At 71.9% G+C, this 23,129-nt stretch carries 16 protein-coding genes and 5 tRNA genes; 9 read left to right on the top strand and 12 right to left on the bottom strand.

The features are described from left to right. Positions 1-50: 50 nt before the first annotated feature. The 5 genes from ACO1BR_RS04545 to ACO1BR_RS04525 all read right to left on the bottom strand — a co-directional run bounded on the left by ACO1BR_RS04545 (position 51) and on the right by ACO1BR_RS04525 (position 5,844). On the bottom strand, positions 51-1,130 hold the full coding sequence (locus tag ACO1BR_RS04545; RefSeq protein WP_426793697.1) for a PP2C family protein-serine/threonine phosphatase: 1,080 nt from the start codon (positions 1,128-1,130) through the stop codon (positions 51-53). A 585-nt stretch (positions 1,131-1,715) separates the two neighbouring features. Next, positions 1,716-1,788, bottom strand: a tRNA-Lys gene (locus ACO1BR_RS04540). A gap of 258 nt (positions 1,789-2,046) precedes the next feature. Further along, complete coding sequence (locus ACO1BR_RS04535; protein WP_426793696.1) at positions 2,047-4,344, bottom strand: DEAD/DEAH box helicase; 2,298 nt, start codon at positions 4,342-4,344, stop codon at positions 2,047-2,049. A 280-nt stretch (positions 4,345-4,624) separates the two neighbouring features. Beyond that, on the bottom strand, positions 4,625-5,362 hold the full coding sequence (locus ACO1BR_RS04530; protein WP_426793695.1) for a hypothetical protein: 738 nt from the start codon (positions 5,360-5,362) through the stop codon (positions 4,625-4,627). A gap of 131 nt (positions 5,363-5,493) precedes the next feature. Then, positions 5,494-5,844 carry a metallopeptidase family protein gene (locus tag ACO1BR_RS04525; RefSeq protein ID WP_426793694.1) on the bottom strand — a complete coding sequence of 117 codons (351 nt, stop codon included), beginning with the start codon at positions 5,842-5,844 and terminating at the stop codon, positions 5,494-5,496. A gap of 139 nt (positions 5,845-5,983) precedes the next feature. Between ACO1BR_RS04525 and ACO1BR_RS04520 the strand changes: the two genes are divergently transcribed. The 4 genes from ACO1BR_RS04520 (at position 5,984) to ACO1BR_RS04505 (ending at position 8,072) form a co-directional block, all read left to right on the top strand. Continuing rightward, on the top strand, positions 5,984-7,633 hold the full coding sequence (locus ACO1BR_RS04520) for a metallophosphoesterase family protein (RefSeq protein ID WP_426793693.1): 1,650 nt from the start codon (positions 5,984-5,986) through the stop codon (positions 7,631-7,633). Between the two features lie 167 nt (positions 7,634-7,800). Next, positions 7,801-7,873 (top strand) — tRNA-Glu (locus ACO1BR_RS04515). Positions 7,874-7,919: 46 nt separating this feature from the next. Continuing rightward, positions 7,920-7,994 (top strand) — tRNA-Asp (locus tag ACO1BR_RS04510). Between the two features lie 4 nt (positions 7,995-7,998). Next, positions 7,999-8,072, top strand: a tRNA-Phe gene (locus ACO1BR_RS04505). A gap of 68 nt (positions 8,073-8,140) precedes the next feature. Here the strand turns inward: ACO1BR_RS04505 and ACO1BR_RS04500 are convergent. Then, positions 8,141-9,214, bottom strand: coding sequence for an ABC transporter permease (locus tag ACO1BR_RS04500; RefSeq protein WP_426793692.1), 1,074 nt, complete (start codon positions 9,212-9,214; stop codon positions 8,141-8,143). A gap of 135 nt (positions 9,215-9,349) precedes the next feature. Here ACO1BR_RS04500 and hrpA point away from each other — a divergent pair, with 135 nt between their 5' ends. From hrpA to ACO1BR_RS04485, 3 genes are all read left to right on the top strand, one after another. Continuing rightward, the gene (gene hrpA / locus ACO1BR_RS04495) at positions 9,350-13,372 is read left to right on the top strand and encodes an ATP-dependent RNA helicase HrpA (protein WP_426793691.1); all 4,023 of its coding nucleotides are present in this window, start codon (positions 9,350-9,352) and stop codon (positions 13,370-13,372) included. A 96-nt stretch (positions 13,373-13,468) separates the two neighbouring features. Next, positions 13,469-13,543: transfer RNA gene (locus ACO1BR_RS04490), tRNA-Asp, on the top strand. A 280-nt stretch (positions 13,544-13,823) separates the two neighbouring features. Further along, the gene (locus ACO1BR_RS04485; RefSeq protein ID WP_426793690.1) at positions 13,824-14,060 is read left to right on the top strand and encodes a DUF6274 family protein; all 237 of its coding nucleotides are present in this window, start codon (positions 13,824-13,826) and stop codon (positions 14,058-14,060) included. A 524-nt stretch (positions 14,061-14,584) separates the two neighbouring features. Here ACO1BR_RS04485 and bldC read toward each other — a convergent pair. Then, complete coding sequence (gene bldC / locus ACO1BR_RS04480; RefSeq protein ID WP_003980577.1) at positions 14,585-14,791, bottom strand: developmental transcriptional regulator BldC; 207 nt, start codon at positions 14,789-14,791, stop codon at positions 14,585-14,587. A gap of 502 nt (positions 14,792-15,293) precedes the next feature. Further along, positions 15,294-16,130, bottom strand: a complete 837-nt coding sequence (locus tag ACO1BR_RS04475) for a hypothetical protein (protein WP_426793689.1) — start codon at positions 16,128-16,130, stop codon at positions 15,294-15,296. A gap of 193 nt (positions 16,131-16,323) precedes the next feature. Here ACO1BR_RS04475 and ACO1BR_RS04470 point away from each other — a divergent pair, with 193 nt between their 5' ends. Further along, positions 16,324-17,457 carry a Leu/Phe/Val dehydrogenase gene (locus ACO1BR_RS04470; protein ID WP_426793688.1) on the top strand — a complete coding sequence of 378 codons (1,134 nt, stop codon included), beginning with the start codon at positions 16,324-16,326 and terminating at the stop codon, positions 17,455-17,457. A 323-nt stretch (positions 17,458-17,780) separates the two neighbouring features. After that, the gene (locus tag ACO1BR_RS04465; protein WP_159503018.1) at positions 17,781-18,029 is read left to right on the top strand and encodes a DUF3073 domain-containing protein; all 249 of its coding nucleotides are present in this window, start codon (positions 17,781-17,783) and stop codon (positions 18,027-18,029) included. 119 nt (positions 18,030-18,148) lie between these two features. Here ACO1BR_RS04465 and purM read toward each other — a convergent pair whose 3' ends face one another. The 4 genes from purM to ACO1BR_RS04445 form a co-directional block, all read right to left on the bottom strand. Continuing rightward, on the bottom strand, positions 18,149-19,219 hold the full coding sequence (purM, locus tag ACO1BR_RS04460) for a phosphoribosylformylglycinamidine cyclo-ligase (RefSeq protein WP_426793687.1): 1,071 nt from the start codon (positions 19,217-19,219) through the stop codon (positions 18,149-18,151). A gap of 33 nt (positions 19,220-19,252) precedes the next feature. Then, positions 19,253-20,812 carry an amidophosphoribosyltransferase gene (gene purF / locus ACO1BR_RS04455; RefSeq protein ID WP_426793686.1) on the bottom strand — a complete coding sequence of 520 codons (1,560 nt, stop codon included), beginning with the start codon at positions 20,810-20,812 and terminating at the stop codon, positions 19,253-19,255. 453 nt (positions 20,813-21,265) lie between these two features. Beyond that, on the bottom strand, positions 21,266-22,063 hold the full coding sequence (locus tag ACO1BR_RS04450; protein ID WP_426793685.1) for a sterol carrier family protein: 798 nt from the start codon (positions 22,061-22,063) through the stop codon (positions 21,266-21,268). A gap of 40 nt (positions 22,064-22,103) precedes the next feature. Next, positions 22,104-22,904 carry a M23 family metallopeptidase gene (locus tag ACO1BR_RS04445; RefSeq protein WP_426793729.1) on the bottom strand — a complete coding sequence of 267 codons (801 nt, stop codon included), beginning with the start codon at positions 22,902-22,904 and terminating at the stop codon, positions 22,104-22,106. Positions 22,905-23,129: the final 225 nt, after the last annotated feature.

The following is a 23,129-nucleotide window of genomic DNA, read 5'->3' as shown; positions in this document are numbered from 1 at the left end:
ACTGCCCCCATCCCTCTTCCCTCCAGGGGCCGTTCCCCCTCCAGGGACCGTTACCCCTCTAGGGGCCGCTGCACCGCCAGGAGCGCCATGTCGTCCGCCGGCGCCCCTCCCGAGTGCCGGGCGACATCGTCGAGCAGCAGCTCCAGGAGGTCGTCGGGCCCGGCGAAGCGCCGGCCGCGCAACCGGCCGCCCGGGTCGTAGAACCGGCCCAGCAGGTCCCGCGCCTCGGTCACCCCGTCGGTGAACAGGAGCAGCAGCGCCCCGGCGGGAAGGAACGTCTCGTCCGACCGGTCCGGCCAGCCGGCCACATCGCTCAGCCCCAGCGGCAGCGCGGGCGAGCTGGGCATCAGCTCCCGCAGCCCGCCGTCGGGGGTGAGCAGCAGAGGGGCCGGGTGTCCGCGGTTCAGGACGCGCACCACGGACCGCTCCCCGGCGGGGACCTCCGCCAGTACGGCGGTGGTGAAGCCCTCGTGCCGGTCGGGCCCCTCGCGCCGCCCGCCCTCCCGTTTGAGCGCACGTTCCAGCCGGCCGGCCACCGCCTCCAGGGTGGCCTCCTGCTCCGCCGCCTCCCGGAAGGCACCGATGAGGACCGCTGCCGCCTCCACGGCCTCCAGGCCCTTGCCCCGCACATCGCCGACGATCATCCGCACCCCGTACGGGGTGTCCTGCACCGCGTAGAGGTCGCCGCCGATCCGGGCGTCGGCCCGCGCGCCCACGTAGCGCGCGGCGACCGCGAGCCCGGCCAACTGCTCCGGCGGCGCGGGCAGCACGGCCCGCTGGGCCGCCTCCGAGACATCCCGTACGGACGCCAGCCGGGCGTCGCTCATCCGCACGACCCGGTTGATGCCGAGCGCCAGCAGCGCCACCACGACGACCGTGACCGCCTCGGTCACCGACTCGTAGTAGTCCTTCTCGCCGTGGTACGTCACGACCCACACCTCGCTGAGGACGGCGGCCACGACGGTGACGGCGGTGGCCCGCAGGGTGTAGAGCGGGGCCGCCACCAGGGGAGCGGCGGAGAGGAACGGAGCCGCGGTGTACTGGGGCGGCGTGACGTAGTCGAAGACCACGCCGCCGACGATCAGCGCGGCCGGCAGCCAGCGCGCCAGGCGGCGGCCGAGCGGGGACATCTGCTCCCGGCGCGCCCGTCTCTCCCGGTCGCCCGTGCGGTATCTGCCACCTCGACGCATCCGCACACGCCTCTTCCCACTCCGTCCACCCGGCCGCGCCCCGCAAGGGCTGCCCCGTCCACGGGGGAGCCCTCGCCTGCGGACGAACGGACACCGTCCCCCAAGGCTTGCCGGTACGGGGACCGGGCGGCGAGTCCTCGGGGTCCGGACGGGTCAATACGAGGGCGCCGGTACGGGGCCTGGGCACGGGGCGGTAAGGGGCCTCGGACGGGCTGGGCGGGGCCGGGTCCGCCTGTACCGACGCACGGCCGGCACCGGGCTCCAGGGACCGGGCTCCGTCCCGGGAGCGTCCGCCGGTCGCCCTGGTCTGCGGCACCGGCTCCGCGGAGCCGAGTCGCGCCGCCGCGCGCCGCATTCCCCTCGCCCGCCCGGCATCTGACGCAGCGCCTGCCGAGCCGTCCGCGCCACGCGGCGCCCGCGCCGGGCCGGGCCGGGCCTGGCCGGAAAAGCGCAACGCCCCGGCCGGTGCGTTCCGGTCGAGGCGCTGAACCGCAGGTCAGGCGGCCTGTCCTGCGAGGGAATCGGTGGGCCATCAGGGGCTCGAACCCTGAACCAATGGATTAAAAGTCCACTGCTCTGCCAATTGAGCTAATGGCCCGCACCGAGCAGCATAGCCCGAGGACGTCCCGCAGCCCGAAGGCATGGGCTATCCGGCCAATCGGCGGCGTGCCGCCACGGGCGCGACCGCGGTGTCCCGGGGGCCGCGAGAGCCTCGGTACGGCCGTCGCGGACGGCTGCCGCACCCGTCCGCCCGTATGCCGCCACCTGCGCCAACGCGCAGGGCCCGTACGGCACTTGCGTACCGTACGGGCCCTGCGGAAGCTATGGCCGAATCTCGGCCGTCGCGCTTCGGGGATCAGCCGTTGCGCTTCCAGCGCGGCTTGTCGTCGCGGCGGCCGAAGGAGCCGGCCGCGCTGCCCGAACCACGGTGGTCGTCACGCCGGGCGTACGGACGGTCGCCGCGGTAGCCGCCGGAGGACGGACGGCCGCTGGAGCGGTCGTCGCGGTTGAACGGGCGGTCGCCGCCGCCGGAGCGGTAACCGCCGGAGGCGCGCCCGCCGGAACGGTCGTCGCGGTTGAACGGACGGCTCGGACGGTCGCCGCGGTCGCGGTTGAAGCCCCGGTCGTCGCGGCGCTCGAACGACCGCCCACCGGAGCGCTCGTCACGGCGGTCACGGTCACGGTCCCGGCCGAAGCCACCACGGTCGTCACGGCGGTCGTCACGACGCTCGAAGGAACGGGCGCCGAAGCGGTCGTCACGGCGGTCACGGTCGCGGCCGAAGCCGCCACGGTCGTCACGGCGGTCCCGCTGGAAGCCGCCCCGGTCGTCGCGACGCTCGTCGCGGCGCTCGAACGACCGCCCACCGGAGCGCTCGTCACGGCGGTCACGGTCACGGTCCCGGCCGAAGCCACCACGGTCGTCACGGCGGTCGTCACGACGCTCGAAGGAACGGGCGCCGAAGCGGTCGTCACGGCGGTCACGGTCACGGTCCCGGCCGAAGCCACCACGGTCGTCACGGCGGTCGTCACGACGCTCGAAGGAACGGGCGCCGAAGCGGTCGTCACGCCGGTCGTCGCGGCGCTCCCGGCGCTCGAAGTTGCCCCGCTCGTCACGGCGGTCGGACGACCGGCGCTCGCCCGTCGCCTGCTCCGGCACCGCGGCCTCGGCCTCGGCCTCCGCCTCCGCGGAAGCCTGGGCGGTCGCCGCCAGCGCCTCCGCCGGGTCCTCACCGCGCTCGCGGGCGGCGCGGGCGGTCAGCCGGTCCGCCTCCTCGCGCAGTTCGGCGGCGCGGCGCTGGAGCCGCTCCAGCTCGCGGGTCAGCGTGCCGACCTCGCGCTCCGCCTGCTTGGCGGAGTTGTTGGCCGACTCGGCCTGGACCTCGGTGAGCGAGCGCGCGCCGGTGATCTGGGCGACGTCGTCGTCGAAGACACCGGCGCCGCCGACGATGTGGCGCGAGGCGTCCACGCCCGCGTCCTCCATCAGGCGGAAGATCTGCCGGCGCTGGTGCGGCAGCGACAGCGAGACGACGGTGCCGGACTGGCCGGCGCGGGCGGTACGGCCCGAGCGGTGCAGGTAGTCCTTGTGGTCGCCGGCCGGGTCGACGTTCAGGACCAGGTCGATGCCGTCGACGTGGATACCGCGGGCGGCGACGTCGGTGGCGACCAGCGCGTTGACGTAGCCGTCCTTGAAGTCGGCCAGGACGCGGGTGCGCGCGCCCTGGGTCATCCCGCCGTGCAGCGCGTCCGCCTTCACGCCCGCCTCGACGAGCTGCTCGGCGATCCGGTCGGCGCCCAGCTGGGTGCGGACGAAGATGATCGTGCGGCCCTTGCGGGCGGCGATGGCGGCGGTGACCGGCGCCTTGTCCTTCGGCTTCACGACGAGGACGTGGTGGGTCATGGTGGTGACGTTGCCCTGGGCGCTGTCGACCTCGTGGCTGACCGGGTCGGTCAGGTAGCGCTTCACCAGCGTGGAGATCTCGTTCTCCATCGTGGCCGAGAACAGCATCCGCTGGCCGCCCTCGGGCACCTGGTCCAGCAGCTCGGTGACCTCGGGCAGGAAGCCCAGGTCGGACATCTGGTCGGCCTCGTCGAGGACCGCGACCTGGACGTCCTCCAGGGAGCAGGCACCGCGGTTGATGATGTCGCGCAGCCGGCCCGGGGTGGCGACGAGGATGTCGACGCCGCGCTCCAGGGCGTAGATCTGGTTGCCCATGGACGTACCGCCGCAGACGACCTTCATCTTCAGGCCGAGGACGTCGCCGTACGGCTGGAGGGCGTCCGCGACCTGCATCGCCAGCTCGCGGGTCGGGGTGAGGATGACCGCGCGCGGCTTCTTCTTGTCGGTGTGGCCGCCGGCCAGCCGGGCCAGGGTCGGCAGACCGAAGGAGAGGGTCTTGCCGGAGCCGGTGCGGCCGCGGCCGAGGATGTCCTTGCCGGCCAGCGCGTCCGGGATGGTCGCGGCCTGGATCGGGAACGGGGTGGTGACACCGTTCTGCGCGAGCTTGCGGACGACGCCCTCGGGGAGTCCGAGGTCCGCGAACGTCACGGTCTCGGCGCCGGCAGCGGCCGTCTCGGCCTCTGCCGCTTCGGCGACCTCGGGAGCCGGCTGCTCGTCGAACGCGGGCAGGGCGGACTGATCAGTGGAAATGGACATGCGAAATGCGAAACCTTCCGGAGTCTCGGCACGCGCCCACAACTCCGTGTGATTTCACAAAGACCGCCTCTATGCGGTCAGCCACGGCAAGGGAGAGAACGCGCCACGCGGCGCGCTTCTTTTCTGGCGCCGGGCAAATGGGATCAAACGATCTACCACCATACGCACCCTGCCCCCCGGAAGGCAAATTGCCCCCGGCCACCCGCTCCCCGCACCCTCCCCACCCCCTCACCAACGCCCCCGTAGCCCCCCGTATGCCCCCATGATCGCCGCCCGTTCCTCAGGCGTCCCACTCCACCTGCGGCGCCGACAGCGACGGCGCCGAGGCCGACGAGGAGGACGAGTGCGCCCCGCGCGAGGACGACGGGGAGGCGTCCGAGGACATCGGGGACGCGGGCGACGGCCCGGAAGCCTGCGTGCTGCCGGGCGACTGGGCGCCGCGCGGAGGGCCGGACGGCTCCGCGCTCGGCGCACCCGCGCTAGGCGAGGCCGGCGCGGACGGCCGCTCGGGGCGGGAAGGCGAGGGCTGCGCGGGCGCCGAGGCGCCGCCCCGGCCGCCGGACCCGCCGCGCCCGGCCCCCGCTCCGGGCTCCGGGCCGGACGGCTTGACCGGCTGCTCGGGCTCCGTCCGCGCGGCCGGTGACGACGAGGGCTGTGCACTCGCCGACGGCCCGCCCCCGCCCGAGCGGCCCGCGGCCGGATCGCCGCCCGCCGGACGCCCGGGGCCGTGCCCCGTCCGCCGCGACCCGTTGCCGCGCCCGTCGGCGGCGAGCCCGCCGGGGCTGGGCTTCGCGCCCTTCCCGTCGCCGTGCCGCGCGGCGCTGCCCGACGGCTTCGGGTGGCCGGGATCGCTGACGCTCATGCAGCCGGCCAGCGAGACGGCGAGCGCGGAGACGGTCACCGCCACGGCGGCGACCCGCGCGAGCGGACGCCCGGACGGCGGCGCGGAGCGCGCGACCCGGCGGTCGACGCGCTCCGCGGCCGGCCGCGGCGGAAGCAATGGGGGGCGGGGTGGCATCGGGCGCACGGCGGGACCTCCGGATCCGGAGCGCAGGGACGGCGGCGACGGACGCCCTGCCCAACTCCCGCCCCCCGCTTGAGGACACGCGCACCGCCCGCCCGATCGCGCCCGCCGGCCGGCGGCTCCCGTCAGCCGTACCCCAGGGCGTGCAGCCGCTCGTCGTCGATCCCGAAGTGATGCGCCACCTCGTGAACGACCGTCACCTCCGTCTCGGCGACCACGTCCTCCTTCGTGGCGCACATCCGCAGCGTCGGCCCGCGGTAGATGGTGATCCGGTCCGGCAGGACGCCCGCGTACCACTCCCCGCGGTCGGTCAGCGGCGTCCCCTCGTACAGGCCGAGCAGCTCGGGGTCGTCGGCCGGGGGCTCGTCCTCGACGAAGACCGCCACGTTGTCCATCAGCCGGGTCAGCTCCGGCGGGATCCGGTCCAGCGCCTCGGCGACCAGTTCCTCGAACTCCTCGCGCGTCATCTCCAGCACACCACCATTCTCCGCCCGGGAACGCGCGGACCCCGCGGCCCGCTCCGCAACCGATCGTCGGGGACCGGCCGCCGGCCCGCAGCCCAAGCGGAGCCGGAACGTCCCGCATAACGGGCGGCACCGCGGGCATATGGGGCCAATGGCCCGCGCAGCGCGCTCCCGGACACCGCACCCCGACCCGCCAGGCCGCCCGCACCCCCGCCTACCGCGCCCCCGTCGCCCCGGCGTCCGCACGCCGTCCGTACGGGACCTGCCCAGCGCCGTACGGGGCCTGCCCGCAGCCGTCCGCCGCCACTACCGCTCGCGTCGTACGGCAGCCGCTGTCACGCTCGCCCCGCCCGCGCGCCCGTACGCCCGCGCCGTCGGCCTGGCGGCCGTCGCCGTGCTCGGGGCGTGGCTGGGGCTGCTCGTCGTCGGGAGCGTCCAGGCCCCGGTCGGCCCGATGGACACCACCATGGCGCTGCGGCCCTCCCTGGCCGGCGGCACCCGGATCACCGTCCCACCCCTGGGCGACCTGGAACTGGACAGCCACTACGCCCCCGTCCGCCTCGATGTCGACGTCGACCGGCTGGACCCGGCCCGCTCCGCGGAGCTGGTCGACCACCCCGAGCGGTTCGCCGGCCTCCAGGACCAGGTCACCCACGACGTCCTCCGCGGCGCCGCGGGCCTCGCCGTGGCCTCCTGCGTGGCGGTGGCCTCCGGCGCCACCGCGCTGGGCCTGGTCGTCTACCGCCGCCCGCGCCGCGCACTGGCCGCCGGCGGCCTGGCGCTCGCCCTGCTCACCGCCTCCGGCGCCGCCGCCTACGCCACCTGGAACCCCGAGTCCGTCCTGGAGCCGCGCTTCTCCGGACTGCTCTCCTCCGCGCCGTCCGTCGTCGGCAACGCCCGCAGCATCGTCAGCGAATTCAACGTCTACCAAAAGGAGTTGGCGCGCCTGGTCACCAACGTCACCAAGCTCTACGACGCCGCCTCGACGCTGCCCGCGTACCGGCCGGACCCCACCACCATCCGCGTCCTGCACGTCTCCGACATCCACCTGAACCCGGCCAGCTGGCACATCATCGCCTCCCTGGTGAAGCAGTACCGGATCAACGTGATCATCGACACCGGCGACACCATGGACCACGGCTCGGCCGCCGAGAACCACTTCCTGGACCCCGTCTCCACCCTGGGCGCGCCGTACGTCTGGGTGCGCGGCAACCACGACTCGCGCGGCACCCAGCGGTACCTGACCGGCCGCAAGCACGTCATCGTCCTCGACAACGGGCGGGTCACCCAGGTGGCCGGGGTGCGCATCGCGGGCGTCGGCGACCCGCAGTTCACCCCGGACCGCTCGATAGTGGCCGCCGGCGACGCCGCCGAACGCACCGCCGGCGGGCGGCTCGCCGACGCGCTGCGCACCCAGCGGCTGGCCGGCACCCCCGTCGACATCGCGCTCGCCCACAACCCGGCCGCGGTGACCGAGGCGGACGGCCTGGCCCCGCTGGCGCTCGCGGGCCACATCCACCAGCGCGCGATCAGCACGCTCCCCCAGGGCACCCGGCTGATGGTCGAGGGCTCCACGGGCGGCGGCGGGCTGCGCGCCGTGCAGAACCGGCAGCCCGCGCCCGTGCAGGCGTCGGTGCTCTATCTGGACCGCGCCACCAAGCGGCTCCAGGCGTGGGACGAGATCACGCTGGGCGGCCTGGGCCTGGCCCGCGCCGAGGTCAGCCGCCACCTGCCCGAACGGGTGAAACCCGGCCAGTCGGCCTCTCCGGAATCGAGTTTGGCCCGGGCCGGAATGCCGTAGTAGAGTCTGCGACGTGCCCAAGCGCACCGGTCAGGGCTTGACCGTCCCGAGATCCATAGGATCAGAGGAGAAGCGGAACCCTTCGGGGGGAAGTGGAGTCACATGCTTCTCACGTCCCTTTCCTTTGGTGGGGGACGACGGAAGAGAAGTGGCCTCATGGTCGGTTAGCCCTCATCGTCTAGTGGCCCAGGACGCCGCCCTTTCAAGGCGGTAGCACGGGTTCGAATCCCGTTGGGGGCACGCATTACCGTGTGCGAGACTGGTTCACGCCGCTCGCACAATGCAAGGTCCTGTGGAGCAGTTTGGAGTGCTCGCCACCCTGTCAAGGTGGAGGCCGCGGGTTCAAATCCCGTCAGGACCGCTGCGGCTGGGTAGCTCAGTTGGTACGAGCGATCGCCTGAAAAGCGATAGGTCGCCGGTTCGACCCCGGCCCCAGCCACACCCATTGGGAGAAGGCCCCGGTTCACCGAACCGGGGCCTTCTTCGTGTCCGGGAACGGACTCCGCGTCAGCCGTCCGCCGCATGTGCCGGGGCGATGTCGCGGCCACCCGGGTGCCGGTGCCGCCAGACCAGGAAGATCGTGCAGGCGAGCGCCGACCAGCCGGCCAGCACCAGGAACGGGAAGAGGTGCTGGTGGCCGCGGAAGTAGACCGCGGTGTGCTGGGCGTTGACCGACGCGCCCGGGGGCAGCCAGCGGCCGATGGAGCCGAGCACGGAGGGGAGCAGGGGCCAGGAGACCGCGCCGCCGGAGGAGGGGTTGCCCAGCAGGACCATCAGGCCCCAGGTGGGGATCATCGCCCAGCGGCCGATCAGGGTGTTGAACATCGTGAAGACCATGCCGGACGTGAACATGGTCAGCGCCAGGATCAGCCAGGACTCGGCGAACGGGAGCCGCAGCGCGCCCAGCCACCAGTCGGCCACCGCCGCGATGGCGAAGGCGCCGAGCAGCGCGTAGGCGAGGGTGCAGCCGATCCGCTCGGCCGGGTTGAGGGCGCGGGCGTGCACGCTGAGCTGGATCGCCCCGACGAAGCCGATGATCACGGCGGCCAGCGAGATGTAGAAGAGCGCGAGCCCGCGGGGATCGCCTTCCTGGAGCGGTTTGACGTCCCGGACCAGGACCTCCACGCCGGTCGCCCGGCCGACCTCGGCGCCCGCCTGGCTCAGTAGCTGCGCCACCGACGCGCCCGAGGCGCCGGACACGTCCAGCTCCACGCCGCGGCCGTGGGCCCTCAGGACGGCGAACTCGCGCTGCTCGTCGACGGCGACGCGCGCCTCCTCGTAGGTGGCGTACCGGGTCAGCCGGAGCGAGGCGTTGAGAGCCTTCTCCATGCCGAGGACGAACGCCTCCTCCTGCGGGGCATCGGCGGTGGCGACGACGGCGGTGGGGATGTGCCGCGGGGCCGGGTTGGCCATGGTGTAGGTGTACGAGCCGGCGAAGAGGCCGGCCGCCGCGGCGACGATGAGGATCAGGACGGCCGCCGGGAAGAACGGCGATCTCTTGAAGGCGGCCCATCTCTCCGCGGGGGTCGGGCGCCTTCCGTGTGCGCCGTGCGGAACCGATGCACCTTCATGATCAAACATATGAACACGCTAAAGCACCGTTGTCGGACATACCCTCCCGGACCCCCTGGCTCTGCCGCCGTCCCGTCCGCGATCCGGTCACCGCCGTCAAATGGTTCGCCAGTCGTTTGCGCGAGGTGAGATCCTGGGGGACGTATGTCCAGTCAGCCTGCCTCCGCCCTGCCCGACGGCACCGCCCCCGCGCTGCCCGCGCTGCTGAAGCGGCTGCCCGAGCTGATGCTGCGCGATCAGCAGCGGCTGGGCCGCCGGCTCGACGGCGCGCGCCGGATCCGTAAGCCCGAAGCCCGTGCCGCCGTGCTCGCCGAGATCGCCGGCGGCATCGACGAGGCGGAGCTGCGGGTCGCCCAGCGGCGCGCCGCGATGCCGGAGATCGGCTATCCGGCAGAACTCCCGGTCAGCCAGAAGAAGGACGAGATCCTCGCGGCGATCCGCGACCACCAGGTCGTGATCGTCGCGGGCGAGACCGGCTCCGGCAAGACGACCCAGATCCCCAAGATCTGCCTGGAGCTCGGCCGCGGCGTCCAGGGCCTGATCGGGCACACCCAGCCGCGCCGGATCGCGGCCCGTACGGTCGCCGAGCGGGTCGCCGAGGAGCTGAAGACCCCGCTGGGCGAGAGCGTCGGCTGGAAGGTCCGCTTCACCGACCAGGTCGGCGACGACACCCTGGTCAAGCTGATGACCGACGGCATCCTGCTCGCCGAGATCCAGACGGACCGCGAGCTGCGCCAGTACGACACGATCATCATCGACGAGGCGCACGAGCGCAGCCTCAACATCGACTTCATCCTCGGGTATCTGGCGCAGCTGCTGCCCAGGCGCCCGGACCTGAAGGTGGTCATCACCTCCGCGACCATCGACCCCGAGCGGTTCTCCCGGCATTTCGGGGACGCGCCGATCGTCGAGGTCTCCGGGCGTACGTATCCGGTGGAGGTGCGCTACCGCCCCCTGCTGGAAGAGGGCGGCCAAGACCCCGACCGCGACCAGATCACCGCGATCTGCGACGCGGTGGACGAGCTGCGCGCCGAGGGGCCCGGCGACGTCCTGGTCTTCCTGTCCGGTGAGCGCGAGATCCGGGACACCGCGGACGCGCTCAACAAGAAGAACCTGCCGGCGACGGAGGTGCTGCCCCTGTATGCCCGGCTGTCGCACGCCGAGCAGCACCGCGTCTTCCAGCGCCATACGGGCAGACGGATCGTGCTTGCCACGAACGTCGCCGAGACCTCGCTGACCGTCCCGGGCATCAAGTACGTCATCGACCCCGGCATGGCCCGCATCTCCCGCTACAGCTTCCGTACCAAGGTGCAGCGGCTGCCCATCGAGCCGGTCTCGCAGGCCAGCGCCAACCAGCGCAAGGGCCGCTGCGGCCGGACCAGCGACGGCATCTGCATCCGCCTCTACTCCGAGGACGACTTCCTCACCCGCCCGGAGTTCACCGACGCCGAGATCCTCCGGACGAACCTGGCCTCCGTCATCCTCCAGATGACCGCGGCCGGCCTCGGCGACATCGAGAAGTTCCCGTTCATCGACCCGCCGGACCGCCGCAACGTCAAGGACGGCGTCGACCTGCTGAGCGAGCTGGGCGCGCTCGACCTCCAGCAGAAGGACCTCAGGAAGCGGCTGACCCCGCTGGGCCGCCAGCTCTCCCAGCTGCCGGTGGACCCGCGGCTGGCCCGGATGGTGCTGGAGGCGGACCGCAACGGCTGCGTCCGCGAGGTCATGGTCATCGCGGCGGCGCTGTCCATCCAGGACCCGCGCGAGCGGCCGTCGGACAAGCAGCAGCAGGCCGACCAGCAGCACGCCCGCTTCAAGGACGAGACGTCCGACTTCCTGGCGTTCCTCAACCTCTGGCGCTATGTGCGCGAACAGCAGAAGGCGCTGTCGTCGTCCGCGTTCCGCCGGATGTGCCGCACGGAGTTCCTCAACTACCTCCGCATACGCGAGTGGCAGGACATCTACTCCCAGCTCCGTACGGTCGCCAAGGGCATGGGCATCCACCTGTCGGAGCAGGACGCGGCACCGGACCGCGTCCACATCTCCCTGCTGTCCGGTTTGCTTTCGCATATCGGGCTGAAGAACGCAGGGCTGGAGGGCGGGAAAGAAGGGGCCGGCAAGAACGAATACCTGGGCGCCCGCAGCGCCAAGTTCGCGGTCTTCCCCGGCTCCGCCCTCTTCAAGAAGCCCCCGCGCTGGGTGATGTCCGCGGAGCTGGTCGAGACCTCCCGGCTGTGGGCGCGGGTGAACGCCCGGATCGAGCCGGAATGGCTCGAACCGCTGGCCCAGCACCTGGTGAAGCGCAACTACAGCGAGCCCCACTGGGAACAGAAGATGGCCGCGGTGATGGCGTACGAGCGGGTGACGCTCTACGGCGTCCCGATCGTCGCCCAGCGCAAGGTCAACTACGGGCGGATCGACCCCGAGGTCTCCCGCGACCTGTTCATCCGGCACGCCCTGGTGGAGGGCGACTGGCGCACCCACCACCAGTTCTTCCATGACAACCGCAAACTGCTCGGCGAGGTCGAGGAGTTGGAGCACCGGGCCCGGCGCCGCGACATCCTCGTGGACGACGAGACGCTCTTCGACTTCTACGACCAGCGGATCCCGGCGGACGTGGTCTCCGGCGCGCACTTCGACTCCTGGTGGAAGAAGAAGCGCGGCGAAGAGCCCGAGCTGCTCAATTTCGAGCACTCGATGCTCATCAACGAATCCGCCGAGGCCGTCACCAAGGACGACTACCCGGATTCCTGGCGCCAGGGGAAGCTGAAGTTCAAGGTCACCTACCAGTTCGAGCCGGGCGCGGACGCGGACGGCGTGACCGTCCACATCCCGCTCCAGGTCCTCAACCAGGTCTCCTCCGAGGGCTTCGACTGGCAGATCCCGGGCCTGCGCGAGCAGCTGGTGACGGAGCTGATCCGCTCGCTGCCCAAGCCGATCCGCCGCAACTACGTCCCGGCACCGAACTTCGCCGCCCGCTTCCTGGACACCACCGTCCCCCTCCAGGGCGCCCTGACCGCCTCCCTGGCGGCCGGGCTCCAGCGGATGGTCGGCGTCCCGGTCGAGGCGGCGGACTTCGACACCGCCAGGATCCCCGACCACCTCAAGATCACCTTCAGGGTGGTCGACGAGCGGCGCCGCAAGCTCGCCGAGGACAAGGACCTCGAAGCGCTGCGGCTCCAGCTCAAGCCGAAGACCCGGGCGGCGATCTCCAAAGCCTTCGAGCAGGCCGCCGAGCGGCCCGCCAAGGACGGCAGGGGCGGCCGCGGCGACGGCGGCCCACTGGCCGGCCTGGAGCAGCGCACCGGCCTGACGTCGTGGACGATCGGCACGCTGCCGCGCACCTTCGAGACCCGTCGAGCGGGCCAGCCCCTCAAGGCGTACCCGGCGCTGGTCGACGAGGGCACCAGCGTCGCGGTGCGCCTCTTCGACACCGAGGCCGAGCAGCTGACGGCCATGTGGGCGGGCACCCGCCGGCTCATCCTGCTCAACATCCCGTCCAACCCCGCCAAGTTCGCCCAGGACAGGCTGAGCAACCAGCAGAAGCTCGCGCTGTCCCGTAATCCGCACGGTTCCATCGCGGCGCTCTTCGAGGACTGCGTGACCGCCGCCGCGGACCGGCTGATCACGGCCCGGGGCGGCCCGGCGTGGGACGAGGAGTCCTTCCGCAAGCTGTACGACGCGGTGCGCGCCGACCTGGTCGACGCGACGCTGAAGACCATCCAGCAGGTCCAGGAGGTGCTGGCCGCCTGGCAGGCGTGCGAGCGCCGGCTGAAGGCGACCGCGTTCCCGTCGCTGCTGACGTCGCTGGCGGACGTCAAGGAGCAGCTGGCGGAGCTGATCAAGCCGGGCTTCGTGACCGCGCACGGCGCCAAGCGGCTGCCTGACCTGATGCGCTATCTGGTGGCCGCCGACCGCCGTCTGACGCAGCTGCCCACCAACGCCGAGCGGGACCGCACCCGCATGGCGAAGGTGAAGGAGATGCAGGACGAATACGCCTGGCTGCTGGAGCAGTTCCCCCCGGGCCGCCCGGTGCCGGCCGCGGCCCGGGAGATCCGCTGGATGATCGAAGAGCTGCGGGTCAGCTACTTCGCGCACGCCCTCGGGACCGCGTACCCGATCTCCGACAAGCGCATCGTGAAGGCGGTGGACGCGGCGGCGCCATAGCCCCGGGCGGGGTGCCGGGATCGAGTTCGACCGCACCCCCTGACCTGCTGTACAGTCTTGTTCCGCAGCCCGCTGCAAGCGGAAAGCGAAACGCAAGGTCCTGTGGAGCAGTTTGGAGTGCTCGCCACCCTGTCAAGGTGGAGGCCGCGGGTTCAAATCCCGTCAGGACCGCTTTTTCACGGCCCGCATCCTTCTCGGATGCGGGCCGTTGTGCTGTCCGGGCAGGCCCGCGGCGCGGTACGGTGCGCGGCACACGCCCCCGCAGCGCGCCCCGGCGGGCAACCGCGATCCCCCCGGTCGCCCGCACCCCCGCGCACCCCCTCCCCGGGGCCGTCCGCCCCGTGGCCCGAAGGCTCCCGTCCGATCCGGCCGGCGGCGACGGGCGTCTTGACGGCGGCACCTGCCGCCGGTACTCACAGAGGAGGCGTGGGGGCCGGGGAGGTGGCGTGCGATGACTGCTGCGGTACGGCACGAGACCAGGGCGCTGTTGCGAGCCCACCTGTCGGCGGCCCTCGCCTACGGCTCCCGCCATCTGACCCGGCAATGCCCGGTCTGCCATCAGCTGCTGCGGCTCGCCATGGAGCCGCACGGGGCCCTCTCCGGGGCCGACGCGCCCCCGGCCGCCTCCGCCCCCTCTCCGGCCGTCTGCGAGGCGCCCGAGGAGGACGAAAGTCCCGCCGCCCGGTGACCAAGGACGCCTGCGCCACCGGTGGTGCGGTGGCAGGCTGTTGACAGGGCGGTGGCGGAGCGCCTTTTACCGCAGGGGCCATATGGCCTTCAAGGACCGCACCCTGTGATGGGAGTCACCGAACAAGTTTCGCGGGATGGGGAACTTACCACCCATCTACAACCGGTCAATTTAATATGTGCAATTGCACTCCCCGCCGAGCGCCCCGAAACAAACCCGCCAGGTCCGCACTGACGGACCCCCTCAGGGCCCCTGAGCGGGTCGTGACGCCCCCGCCGGAGTCCACCGGCGCCAGGGCGGCCCGAGTGCCGCGAGCGGCCCTGGAGTGGCCGCACACAAAAAGAGATCGCGCTGGACCCGGCGGAGTCCAGCGCGATCGATGACGTACCCAGATGGAGCGGGTGTGGGCCTGTTGGGGCAGGCGCCGCGTCGTAAAGAGCTCTATGGAGCGGGGTGAAGCATGTGGTGCCAAAACGGGCGTTTCCGGGTTGGGGGGCCCGAAAACAGCCTGGTTATGCGGTTATTCAGGACTCGCTACGCTGCTGCGGGATACCCGCGAGCAGCGCGCGGACCTCAGCCTCGCGGTAACGCCGGTGCCCTCCGAGCGTACGGATGGACGTGAGCTTGCCTGCCTTGGCCCAGCGGGTCACCGTCTTCGGGTCCACGCGGAACATCGTGGCAACCTCGGCGGGGGTAAGCAGCGGCTCGGCGTCAGGGGTGCGAGCGGTCATGAGCGGCCTCCTCGGGAGAACCGAACCATCACGGTTCTTTCCTCTAAATTCTGCACCTTGACCCACGTTGCCCGAAATGGCAGACGCGGGCCGAGTCGGTTATAGGACGAACGGCTTGTCCTCGGCACTACAACTACACCATCTGTCCAGCCACGTCGGCCAAACCGATGGAATTGCCCTCTCAGGTGTTCAACCTTGGCGGATGCCGATGGACCGTGCCATAGCGGACAGTCACACCCCCGTGACGATCAGTCACAACGTGACCAGCCACCACGAGACCCCTCAAGGAGCGCAATACCGATCTATCCGCCCTTAGTTGGACGGAAGGAGCCCGAGTCAGGCTCCTTGTCCTATTTTGGCACGAGGGTACGCCTTGGGAGCAAGACCCGAAGTCAGTGCTTTAGGTCACGCTTGAGGCAATAGCCCGGATCAGGACCTACGTCCCGTACGTCCTGACCACCGGGATGCCGCACCCGGCAACTCCGCCCCGGGCGCCGGGCATTCAGCTGGAGAACTGACGTTCGCGCACCGCGCGCCACCGCTGCGAGAGCTTCTCGTACGCGGCGCCGGCCCGCTCGCCGTCCCCCTCGCGCAGCGCCGCCAGTCCCTCCGCCACCTCCGCGGCGGAGCGGTCCTCGGCGAGCTGCCCTTCGGGCACCGCGTGCACCAGCCCTCCGTAGTCCAGCTCCACGAGCGAACGCGGATGGAATTCTTCGAGCCAGCGCCCCACATCTACCAGGCCGTCGATGAGCGGCCCCTCTTCCAGGGCGTCCCGAAGAGTACGCAACCCGCGCGCGACGCGGCGCCGCGCCTGCACCATCGACGTCCGGTAACGCAGCAGGGACCCTTGCTCACCCTCCGTGTACTCCCGCTCGCCGTCCGAGAAGAGGACGAACCAGCGGACCGGGACGTGCCAGGTCGCCGCTCGGATCCACGGCCGGGCGTCCGGGTTGCGCGCGCGCCACCGTTCGTAGTCGGTGGCCGCCTGGCGGCGCACCACCGGGGGCAGCGCGGCGTCCAGCACCGAGGCCGGCAGCAGCTCCTCCAGGGCTTCCAGGGCCTGCCAGCCGCGCAGCCGGGTGCGCCAGGGGCACACGCAGGTGACCTCGTTCACCACGGCGACGAACGCGTCGGCGCTCTCGTGGACCGGCACCGGGACCGGCGGGGTCGGCAGCAGATCGGCCAGTGCCCGGCGCTGCTCGTCGACGGCCGTGGGCGTGTGGTCGCGCTTGGCGTAGCGCGCCCAGTAGGAGCGCTCCGGCTCGGGGAACGCGGCCAGCGGCTCGTAGACCCGCAGATACGCGACATACGGGACCCGTACCGACGACGCCAAGGCCACGCCCGCTCCTTCAAAGGAAAGCCCACCGCCCGGAGTTGCCTACCCCCCGCCCGGTCTGGATACGGCAGATCGTCCCATGCCCGTCCCCCGGGAGAGGGTGATCCCCGGTACCAGGCGGATCAACGCGCCCTCCAGGTCTTACGCTCGTTCCAACCGGCCCTCCCCACCCGCAGGAGGGCGTCCTTCGCGACATATGGGAGTCACCACCGTGACTGACGTACGTCCTGCCCCCGCAGGCGCCGAGAGCGGCGTACTGCAGACCCTGTTCCGCACGGAGCAGGGCGGCCACGAGCAAGTCGTTCTCTGCCAGGACCGGGCGAGCGGCCTCAAGGCCGTGATCGCCATCCACAGCACCGCGCTGGGCCCCGCCCTCGGCGGCACCCGCTTCCATGCCTACGCCTCCGAGGAGGAGGCCGTGCTGGACGCCCTGAACCTGTCGCGCGGCATGTCCTACAAGAACGCCCTGGCCGGGCTGGACCACGGCGGCGGCAAGGCGGTGATCATCGGCGATCCCGACCTGATCAAGACCGAGGAACTGCTGCTCGCCTACGGCCGGTTCGTGGCCTCCCTCGGGGGCCGCTACGTCACCGCGTGCGACGTCGGCACGTACGTGGCCGACATGGACGTGGTCGCCCGCACCAACAAGTGGACCACCGGCCGCTCCCCCGAGAACGGCGGCGCCGGCGACTCCTCCGTGCTGACCGCCTACGGCGTGTTCCAGGGCATGCGGGCCTCGGCCCAACACCTGTGGGGCGATCCGACGCTGCGGGACCGCAAGGTCGGCATCGCGGGCGTCGGCAAGGTGGGTCACCATCTGGTCGAGCACCTCCTCCAGGACGGCGCCGAGGTCGTGATCACGGACGTCCGCGCCGAGTCGGTGGACCGGATCCTCGCGCGGCACCCCCGGGTGACCGCCGTCGCGGACACCGAGGCGCTGATCCGCACCGAGGGCCTGGACGTGTACGCGCCCTGCGCGCTGGGCGGCGCGCTCAGCGACGACTCGGTGCCGGTGCTGACCGCCAAGGTGGTCTGCGGCGCGGCCAACAACCAGCTGGCGCACCCGGGCGTGGAGAAGGACCTCTCCGACCGAGGGATCCTCTACGCGCCGGACTACGTCGTGAACGCCGGCGGCGTCATCCAGGTGGCCGACGAGCTGCACGGCTTCGACTTCGACCGCTGCAAGGCGAAGGCCGCGAAGATCTTCGACACCACGCTGTCAATATTCGCTCGTGCGAAGTCCGAGGGCATCCCCCCGGCCGAGGCGGCCGACCGGATCGCCGAGCAGCGGATGGCCGAAGCGCGGACGGCGGGGAGCCCGCGCACCTGACGGCCGTTCCGCGGTCCAGGGCGGCCCAGGTGGCCGAAAACACACCGTGCGTGACCCACCGCGGGCGGCGGGGGAGACATCCCTCACCACCCGTCGGCGGGTCGCCGTTCAGGACAGGTTAAAATCGCAGTTGACCAGCGTGGACGGGGCGCCTCGCCGGTCGTGCGGAGCGGTGGGTGATGCGGGCGACGTACCGTATGGCCGCGGAAGCAGGTACCGTTAAAGCCCTACGGGCCGGTCTCTCTGTCGAGAGTCCGCTCTGAATCATGAACGCGTGTCAAGACTCTGGGGCCATCGAGCCCCGTCATTGAGGGGGTCGACCCATGGGGCGCGGCCGGGCCAAGGCCAAGCAGACAAAGGTCGCCCGCCAGCTGAAGTACAGCAGCGGTGGGACGGATCTCTCACGACTGGCCGACGAGCTGGGTGCAACGCCGTCGAACCAGCAGCCTCCGAACGGCGAGCCGTTCGAGGATGACGAGGACGACGACCCGTACGCACAGTACGCAGACCGGTACAACACCGATGACGACGAGGACGAGGGCAACTCGACCAACCAGCGTCGTCGCGCTTGACACTCTGCGCGCTAGCGGCACTCATAACACCATCGCGGACCCGGTCCTGGGCATTGCCCGGACCGGGTTCTGTGCTGCCCTGGTGACCGCCGGTGCGGCGGCCCCAGGGCTCAGCCGACTCAGGCCGCGTAGTCACCGGTGAGGGTCACTGCCTCGGTGTGGTCGCCGCGCTCGACGATCTCACCGCTGACCCAGGCGTCCACGCCGCGGTCGGCGAGGGTGGTCAGGGCGGCGTCCACGGACTCCTGGGGGACGACGGCGATCATGCCGACGCCCATGTTCAGGGTCTTCTCCAGCTCCAGGCGCGCCACCGAGCCGGCCGAGCCGACCACGTCGAAGATCGCGCCCGGGGTCCAGGTGGAGCGGTCCACGGTGGCGTGCAGCCCGTCCGGGACGACCCGGGCCAGGTTGTTGGCCAGCCCGCCGCCGGTGATGTGCGAGAACGCGTGCACCTCGGTCGTCCGGGTCAGTGCCAGGCAGTCCAGCGAGTAGATCCTGGTGGGCTCCAGCAGCTCCTCGCCGAGGGTGCGGCCGAACTCCGGGATCTCCCGCTCCAGGGCCATACCGGCCCGGTCGAAGAGCACATGGCGTACCAGCGAGTACCCGTTCGAGTGAAGTCCGGAGGAGGCCATCGCGATCACCGCGTCGCCCGTACGGATACGATCCGCGCCCAGCAGCCGGTCGGCCTCGACCACGCCCGTGCCGGCGCCGGCGATGTCGAAGTCGTCCGCGCCCAGCAGCCCCGGGTGCTCGGCGGTCTCGCCCCCGACCAGCGCGCAGCCGGCCAGCACACAGCCCTCCGCGATGCCCTTGACGATCGCCGCGACCCGCTCCGGGTAGACCTTGCCGACGCAGATGTAGTCGGTCATGAACAGCGGCTCGGCACCGCACACGACCAGGTCGTCGACGACCATGCCGACCAGGTCGTGGCCGACGGTGTCGTAGACGCCCATCCGGCGGGCGATGTCGACCTTCGTGCCCACGCCGTCGGTGGCCGAGGCCAGCAGCGGACGCTCGTAGCGCTTGAGCACGGAGGCGTCGAAGAGGCCGGCGAAACCGCCCAGCCCGCCGACGACCTCCGGGCGGGTGGCCTTCGACACCCACTCCTTCATGAGGTCCACGGCGCGGTCGCCGGCTTCGATGTCGACGCCCGCGGACGCATAGCTGGCACCGGTGGAATCAGCGGACATGGCTGAGAACTTTCGTTTGGGTGGGTACGAGCACTACGGGCGACGCAGCGCGTCGGCGCCGCCGACCCCGGCCGTGAGCGTCCGGAGACCGTCCACGTCGGAGGCGGACGGGGCCGCGGTCTCCGACTCCAGGAGGTGCTTGCCCAGCAGCTCCGGGTCGGGCAGCTCCATCGGGTATTCACCGTCGAAGCAGGCGCGGCACAGCTTCGGCTTGTCGATCGTGGTCGCCTCGATCATCCCGTCGATGGAGATGAACGCGAGCGAATCGGCGCCCAGCGACTTGCCGATCTCCTCGACGCTCAGCCCGTTGGCGATCAGCTCCGCGCGGGTGGCGAAGTCGATGCCGAAGAAGCACGGCCACTTGATCGGCGGGGACGAGATCCGGATGTGGATCTCGGTGGCGCCGGCCTCGCGGAGCATCCGGACCAGCGCGCGCTGGGTGTTGCCGCGGACGATCGAGTCGTCGACGACCACCAGGCGCTTGCCCCGGATGACTTCCTTGAGCGGGTTGAGCTTGAGCCGGATACCGAGCTGACGGATGGTCTGCGAGGGCTGGATGAAGGTCCGGCCCACGTAGGAGTTCTTAACCAGGCCGGAGCCGTAGGGGATGCCGCTGGCCTCGGCGTAGCCGACGGCGGCGGGGGTCCCGGACTCCGGGGTCGCTATCACCAGGTCCGCCTCGGCCGGCGCCTCGGCGGCCAGCTTGCGGCCCATCTCGACACGCGAGAGATAGACGTTGCGGCCGGCGATGTCGGTGTCCGGGCGGGCGAGGTAGACGTACTCGAAGACGCAGCCCTTGGGGCGGGCCTCGGCGAAGTGCGAGCTGCGCAGGCCGTTCTCGTCGATGGCGACCAGCTCGCCGGGCTCGATCTCCCGGATGAAGCTGGCGCCGACGATGTCCAGGGCGGCCGTCTCGGAGGCCACCACCCAGCCGCGCTCCAGGCGGCCGAGGACCAGCGGGCGGATGCCCTGCGGGTCACGGGCGGCGTAGAGCGTGTGCTCGTCCATGAAGCAGAGGGAGAAGGCGCCCATGACCTGCGGCAGGACGCGCGGCGCGGCCTCCTCGACGGTCAGCGGCTTGCCGTCCTCGTCGACCTGGCCGGCGAGCAGCGCGGTCACCAGGTCGGTGTCGTTGGTGGCCGCGACCTGGGTCGCCCGGCCGCCGTCCCGCGGCAGCGCGGCGACCATGGCGGCCAGCTCGGCGGTGTTGACCAGGTTGCCGTTGTGGCCGAGCGCGATCGAGCCGTGCGCGGTGGCACGGAACGTCGGCTGGGCGTTCTCCCACACCGAGGCACCGGTGGTGGAGTAGCGGGCATGGCCCACGGCGATGTGGCCCTGGAGGGAGCCGAGCGAAGTCTCGTCGAAGACCTGGGAAACCAGGCCCATGTCCTTGAAAACGAGGATCTGGGAGCCGTTGCTCACCGCGATGCCCGCGGACTCCTGTCCACGGTGCTGCAGCGCGTACAGCCCGAAATAGGTGAGTTTGGCGACCTCTTCACCCGGAGCCCAGACACCGAAGACGCCACATGCGTCCTGGGGGCCCTTCTCACCGGGGAGCAGGTCGTGGTTGAGTCGTCCGTCACCACGTGGCACGTTCCAGAGTCTAGGGCAGGTCGCGCATTCATCCGAACCGGGGATGGGCGCGGAGCTGGAGGAGCGCATGAACGGCGCATTGCGCACGCTTGACGTGTGCGCGTCGATTCAGCCGCGCACCCCGCCATCGCGGGCCCCGCAAACCCTTGGCGCGCCTGACCTCCCGCCCGGTGCGCCGCGCCACCCGGCGCCCCGACCGGCGCCGTCGCGCCCGCCCCGGTCGCGTGGCCGGCACCCCCGCCCCGCCCCCCTGAAGGACGGGCACCGAATTTCTCGCCTGCGCCCACTTCACCACCTCTGAGCTGCACATTCGTGCATTTCCCGGCACTCGCGACGAGGCGGCTTGAAGCCATATGCGGTGTATGCCGGTTTTGCTTTCCGGTCGGTCGGTGTGAGATACGCGACGCCCGCGCGAGACACCCGGACCGGGCACGGGCCGGGCACCGGTCCGGCTCAGCTCATGACCGGCAGAACGCCGCTGATGTCCGCGCGTTCGCCGCTGGCGCCGACCGCCGCCGCGTCCAGCGCCTCGGCCCAGCCCAGCCGGCCGGTGGCCAGGCGTATCCACGTCAGCGGGTCGGTCTCGACCACGTTCGGCGGGGTGCCGCGGGTGTGCCGGGGGCCCTCGACGCACTGCACGACGGCGAACGGCGGCACCCGGACCTCGACCGAGCCGCCGGGCGCCTTCAAGGCCAGCGCGTCGGCCAGCAGCCGGGTGGTGATGGCCAGCGCCTGGCGGTCGTACGGGATCTCCCGGCCGGTGGCCGCCGCCAGGTCGTCGGTGTGCACGACCAGCTCGATGCAGCGGGTGACCAGGAAGTCGTCCAGTCGCATCGCGGCGGGCCGGGCGGGCAGCACCCGGTCGTCCGGCTCCCGCGGCAGCAGCTCGGCGAATTCCTCGGCGGTGCGCGCCAGCAGCTCCACGGGATCGTTGGCGGCGGCCAGCTCGCGGGTGAGCGCGTCGACCCCGGGGGCGTACTCGGCGGTGACCGCCGGCCAGTCCAGGAGAGCGGCCTCGGCCCGCTCCGGGACCGGCAGCCGCAGGGCGCGCGCCACGCTGCCGACCGCCATGGACAGATGCGCGGCCAGCTCCCGCACCGTCCAGTCCCCCAGCCGGGTCGGCAGCGCGAACTCCTCCGGCGTCAACTCCCCCACGGCCACGCGGACATGATCCAGCTGCGCGGTGACGGCCGCACGGGTCTTGCGGGGGTCGTACTGGCGGGGGCGCGGCTTCCGGACGGTGGGCGACATGGTGATCAGCCTAGGCCGCACCACTGACAATCGGCCGGGTTCAGGGGCGCGCGGGGGTGCTTTCGGGCTCCTCGGCCGTGAAGGTCTCGCCGTTGCGCGGCACGCCGATGCCCCGCCAGATGAACGGGACACCGTCGGCGGTGTCCGGGTCGGCGCCGTTCATCAGCTGGAAGTGGAGGTGCGGCTCGGTGCTGTTGCCGGAATTACCGCACTCGCCGAGCGGCTGACCGGTCCGCACCCGGTCACCGGGACGCACGGCGGCCGAGCCGCGCCGGACGTGCGCGTAGAGCGCGTGGGTGCCGTCGCCCAGGTCGAGGACCACATGGTTGCCGATCACCCGGCGGGCGCCGCCCAGCGAGCGCACCACGCTCTCGACCAGGAAGAAGTAGCCGAGCGCGAGCCAGGACGTACGGCTGAGGTGGTCGCGCTGACCGTCCTCGACGCGGACGACGGTGGCATCGGCGACGGCGAACAGCGGCGCACCGAACGCCGGGAAGGCGGCGGCGGGCCGGGCCGGCGGCCACCAGTCGGGGCCGGACCGGGAGCCCGCCCCCGGCGCGACCACGATGTCGATGGCGTACTCCTGCCCGTAGTCGCGGGTGCCGTGGCTGGGGACCTTGTCGGCGGGGCTGTTCAGGGCCGTCCAGCGGCCGGCGACCGGCGCGGCGACCGTCACCGCCTCCCGGGCGGCGGCGCCGGTCCCGCCGCCCGTTTCCGCCGCCCCGGACCGGCGGTTGACCCCGGCCCCGATCAGCATCCACAGGCCCAACGGGATCCAGGCCCACCAGGCCGGAATACCGGCGAACAGGCTCCCGGCGAGCAACGCGAGGAACGCCACCAGGCACAACCGGGCGGCGTACCGGAAGAGTTTTCGCGGCCTCGGGGAGGCCGGGCGGGCGGGCGGGCCGGGAACGGGCGGACTTCATGTGGGGCTCCCCCTGCGGTCGGCCGGGCGTCGGCACCCGGCGGCGTTCGACATCGTCTCCAGCCGTATCACGTGGTCGGCGGTGCCTCGTACGAAAGGCGCCAACCCCTTGCGCAGGACGCCGGAGCGCCCGCGGGTGCG

Source organism: Streptomyces sp. YGL11-2 (assembly GCF_050054615.1).
Classification (GTDB): Bacteria; Actinomycetota; Actinomycetes; order Streptomycetales; family Streptomycetaceae; genus Streptomyces.
Note: the sequence above shows the minus strand (reverse complement) of the source record. Positions and strands in the feature narration are given on the sequence as shown.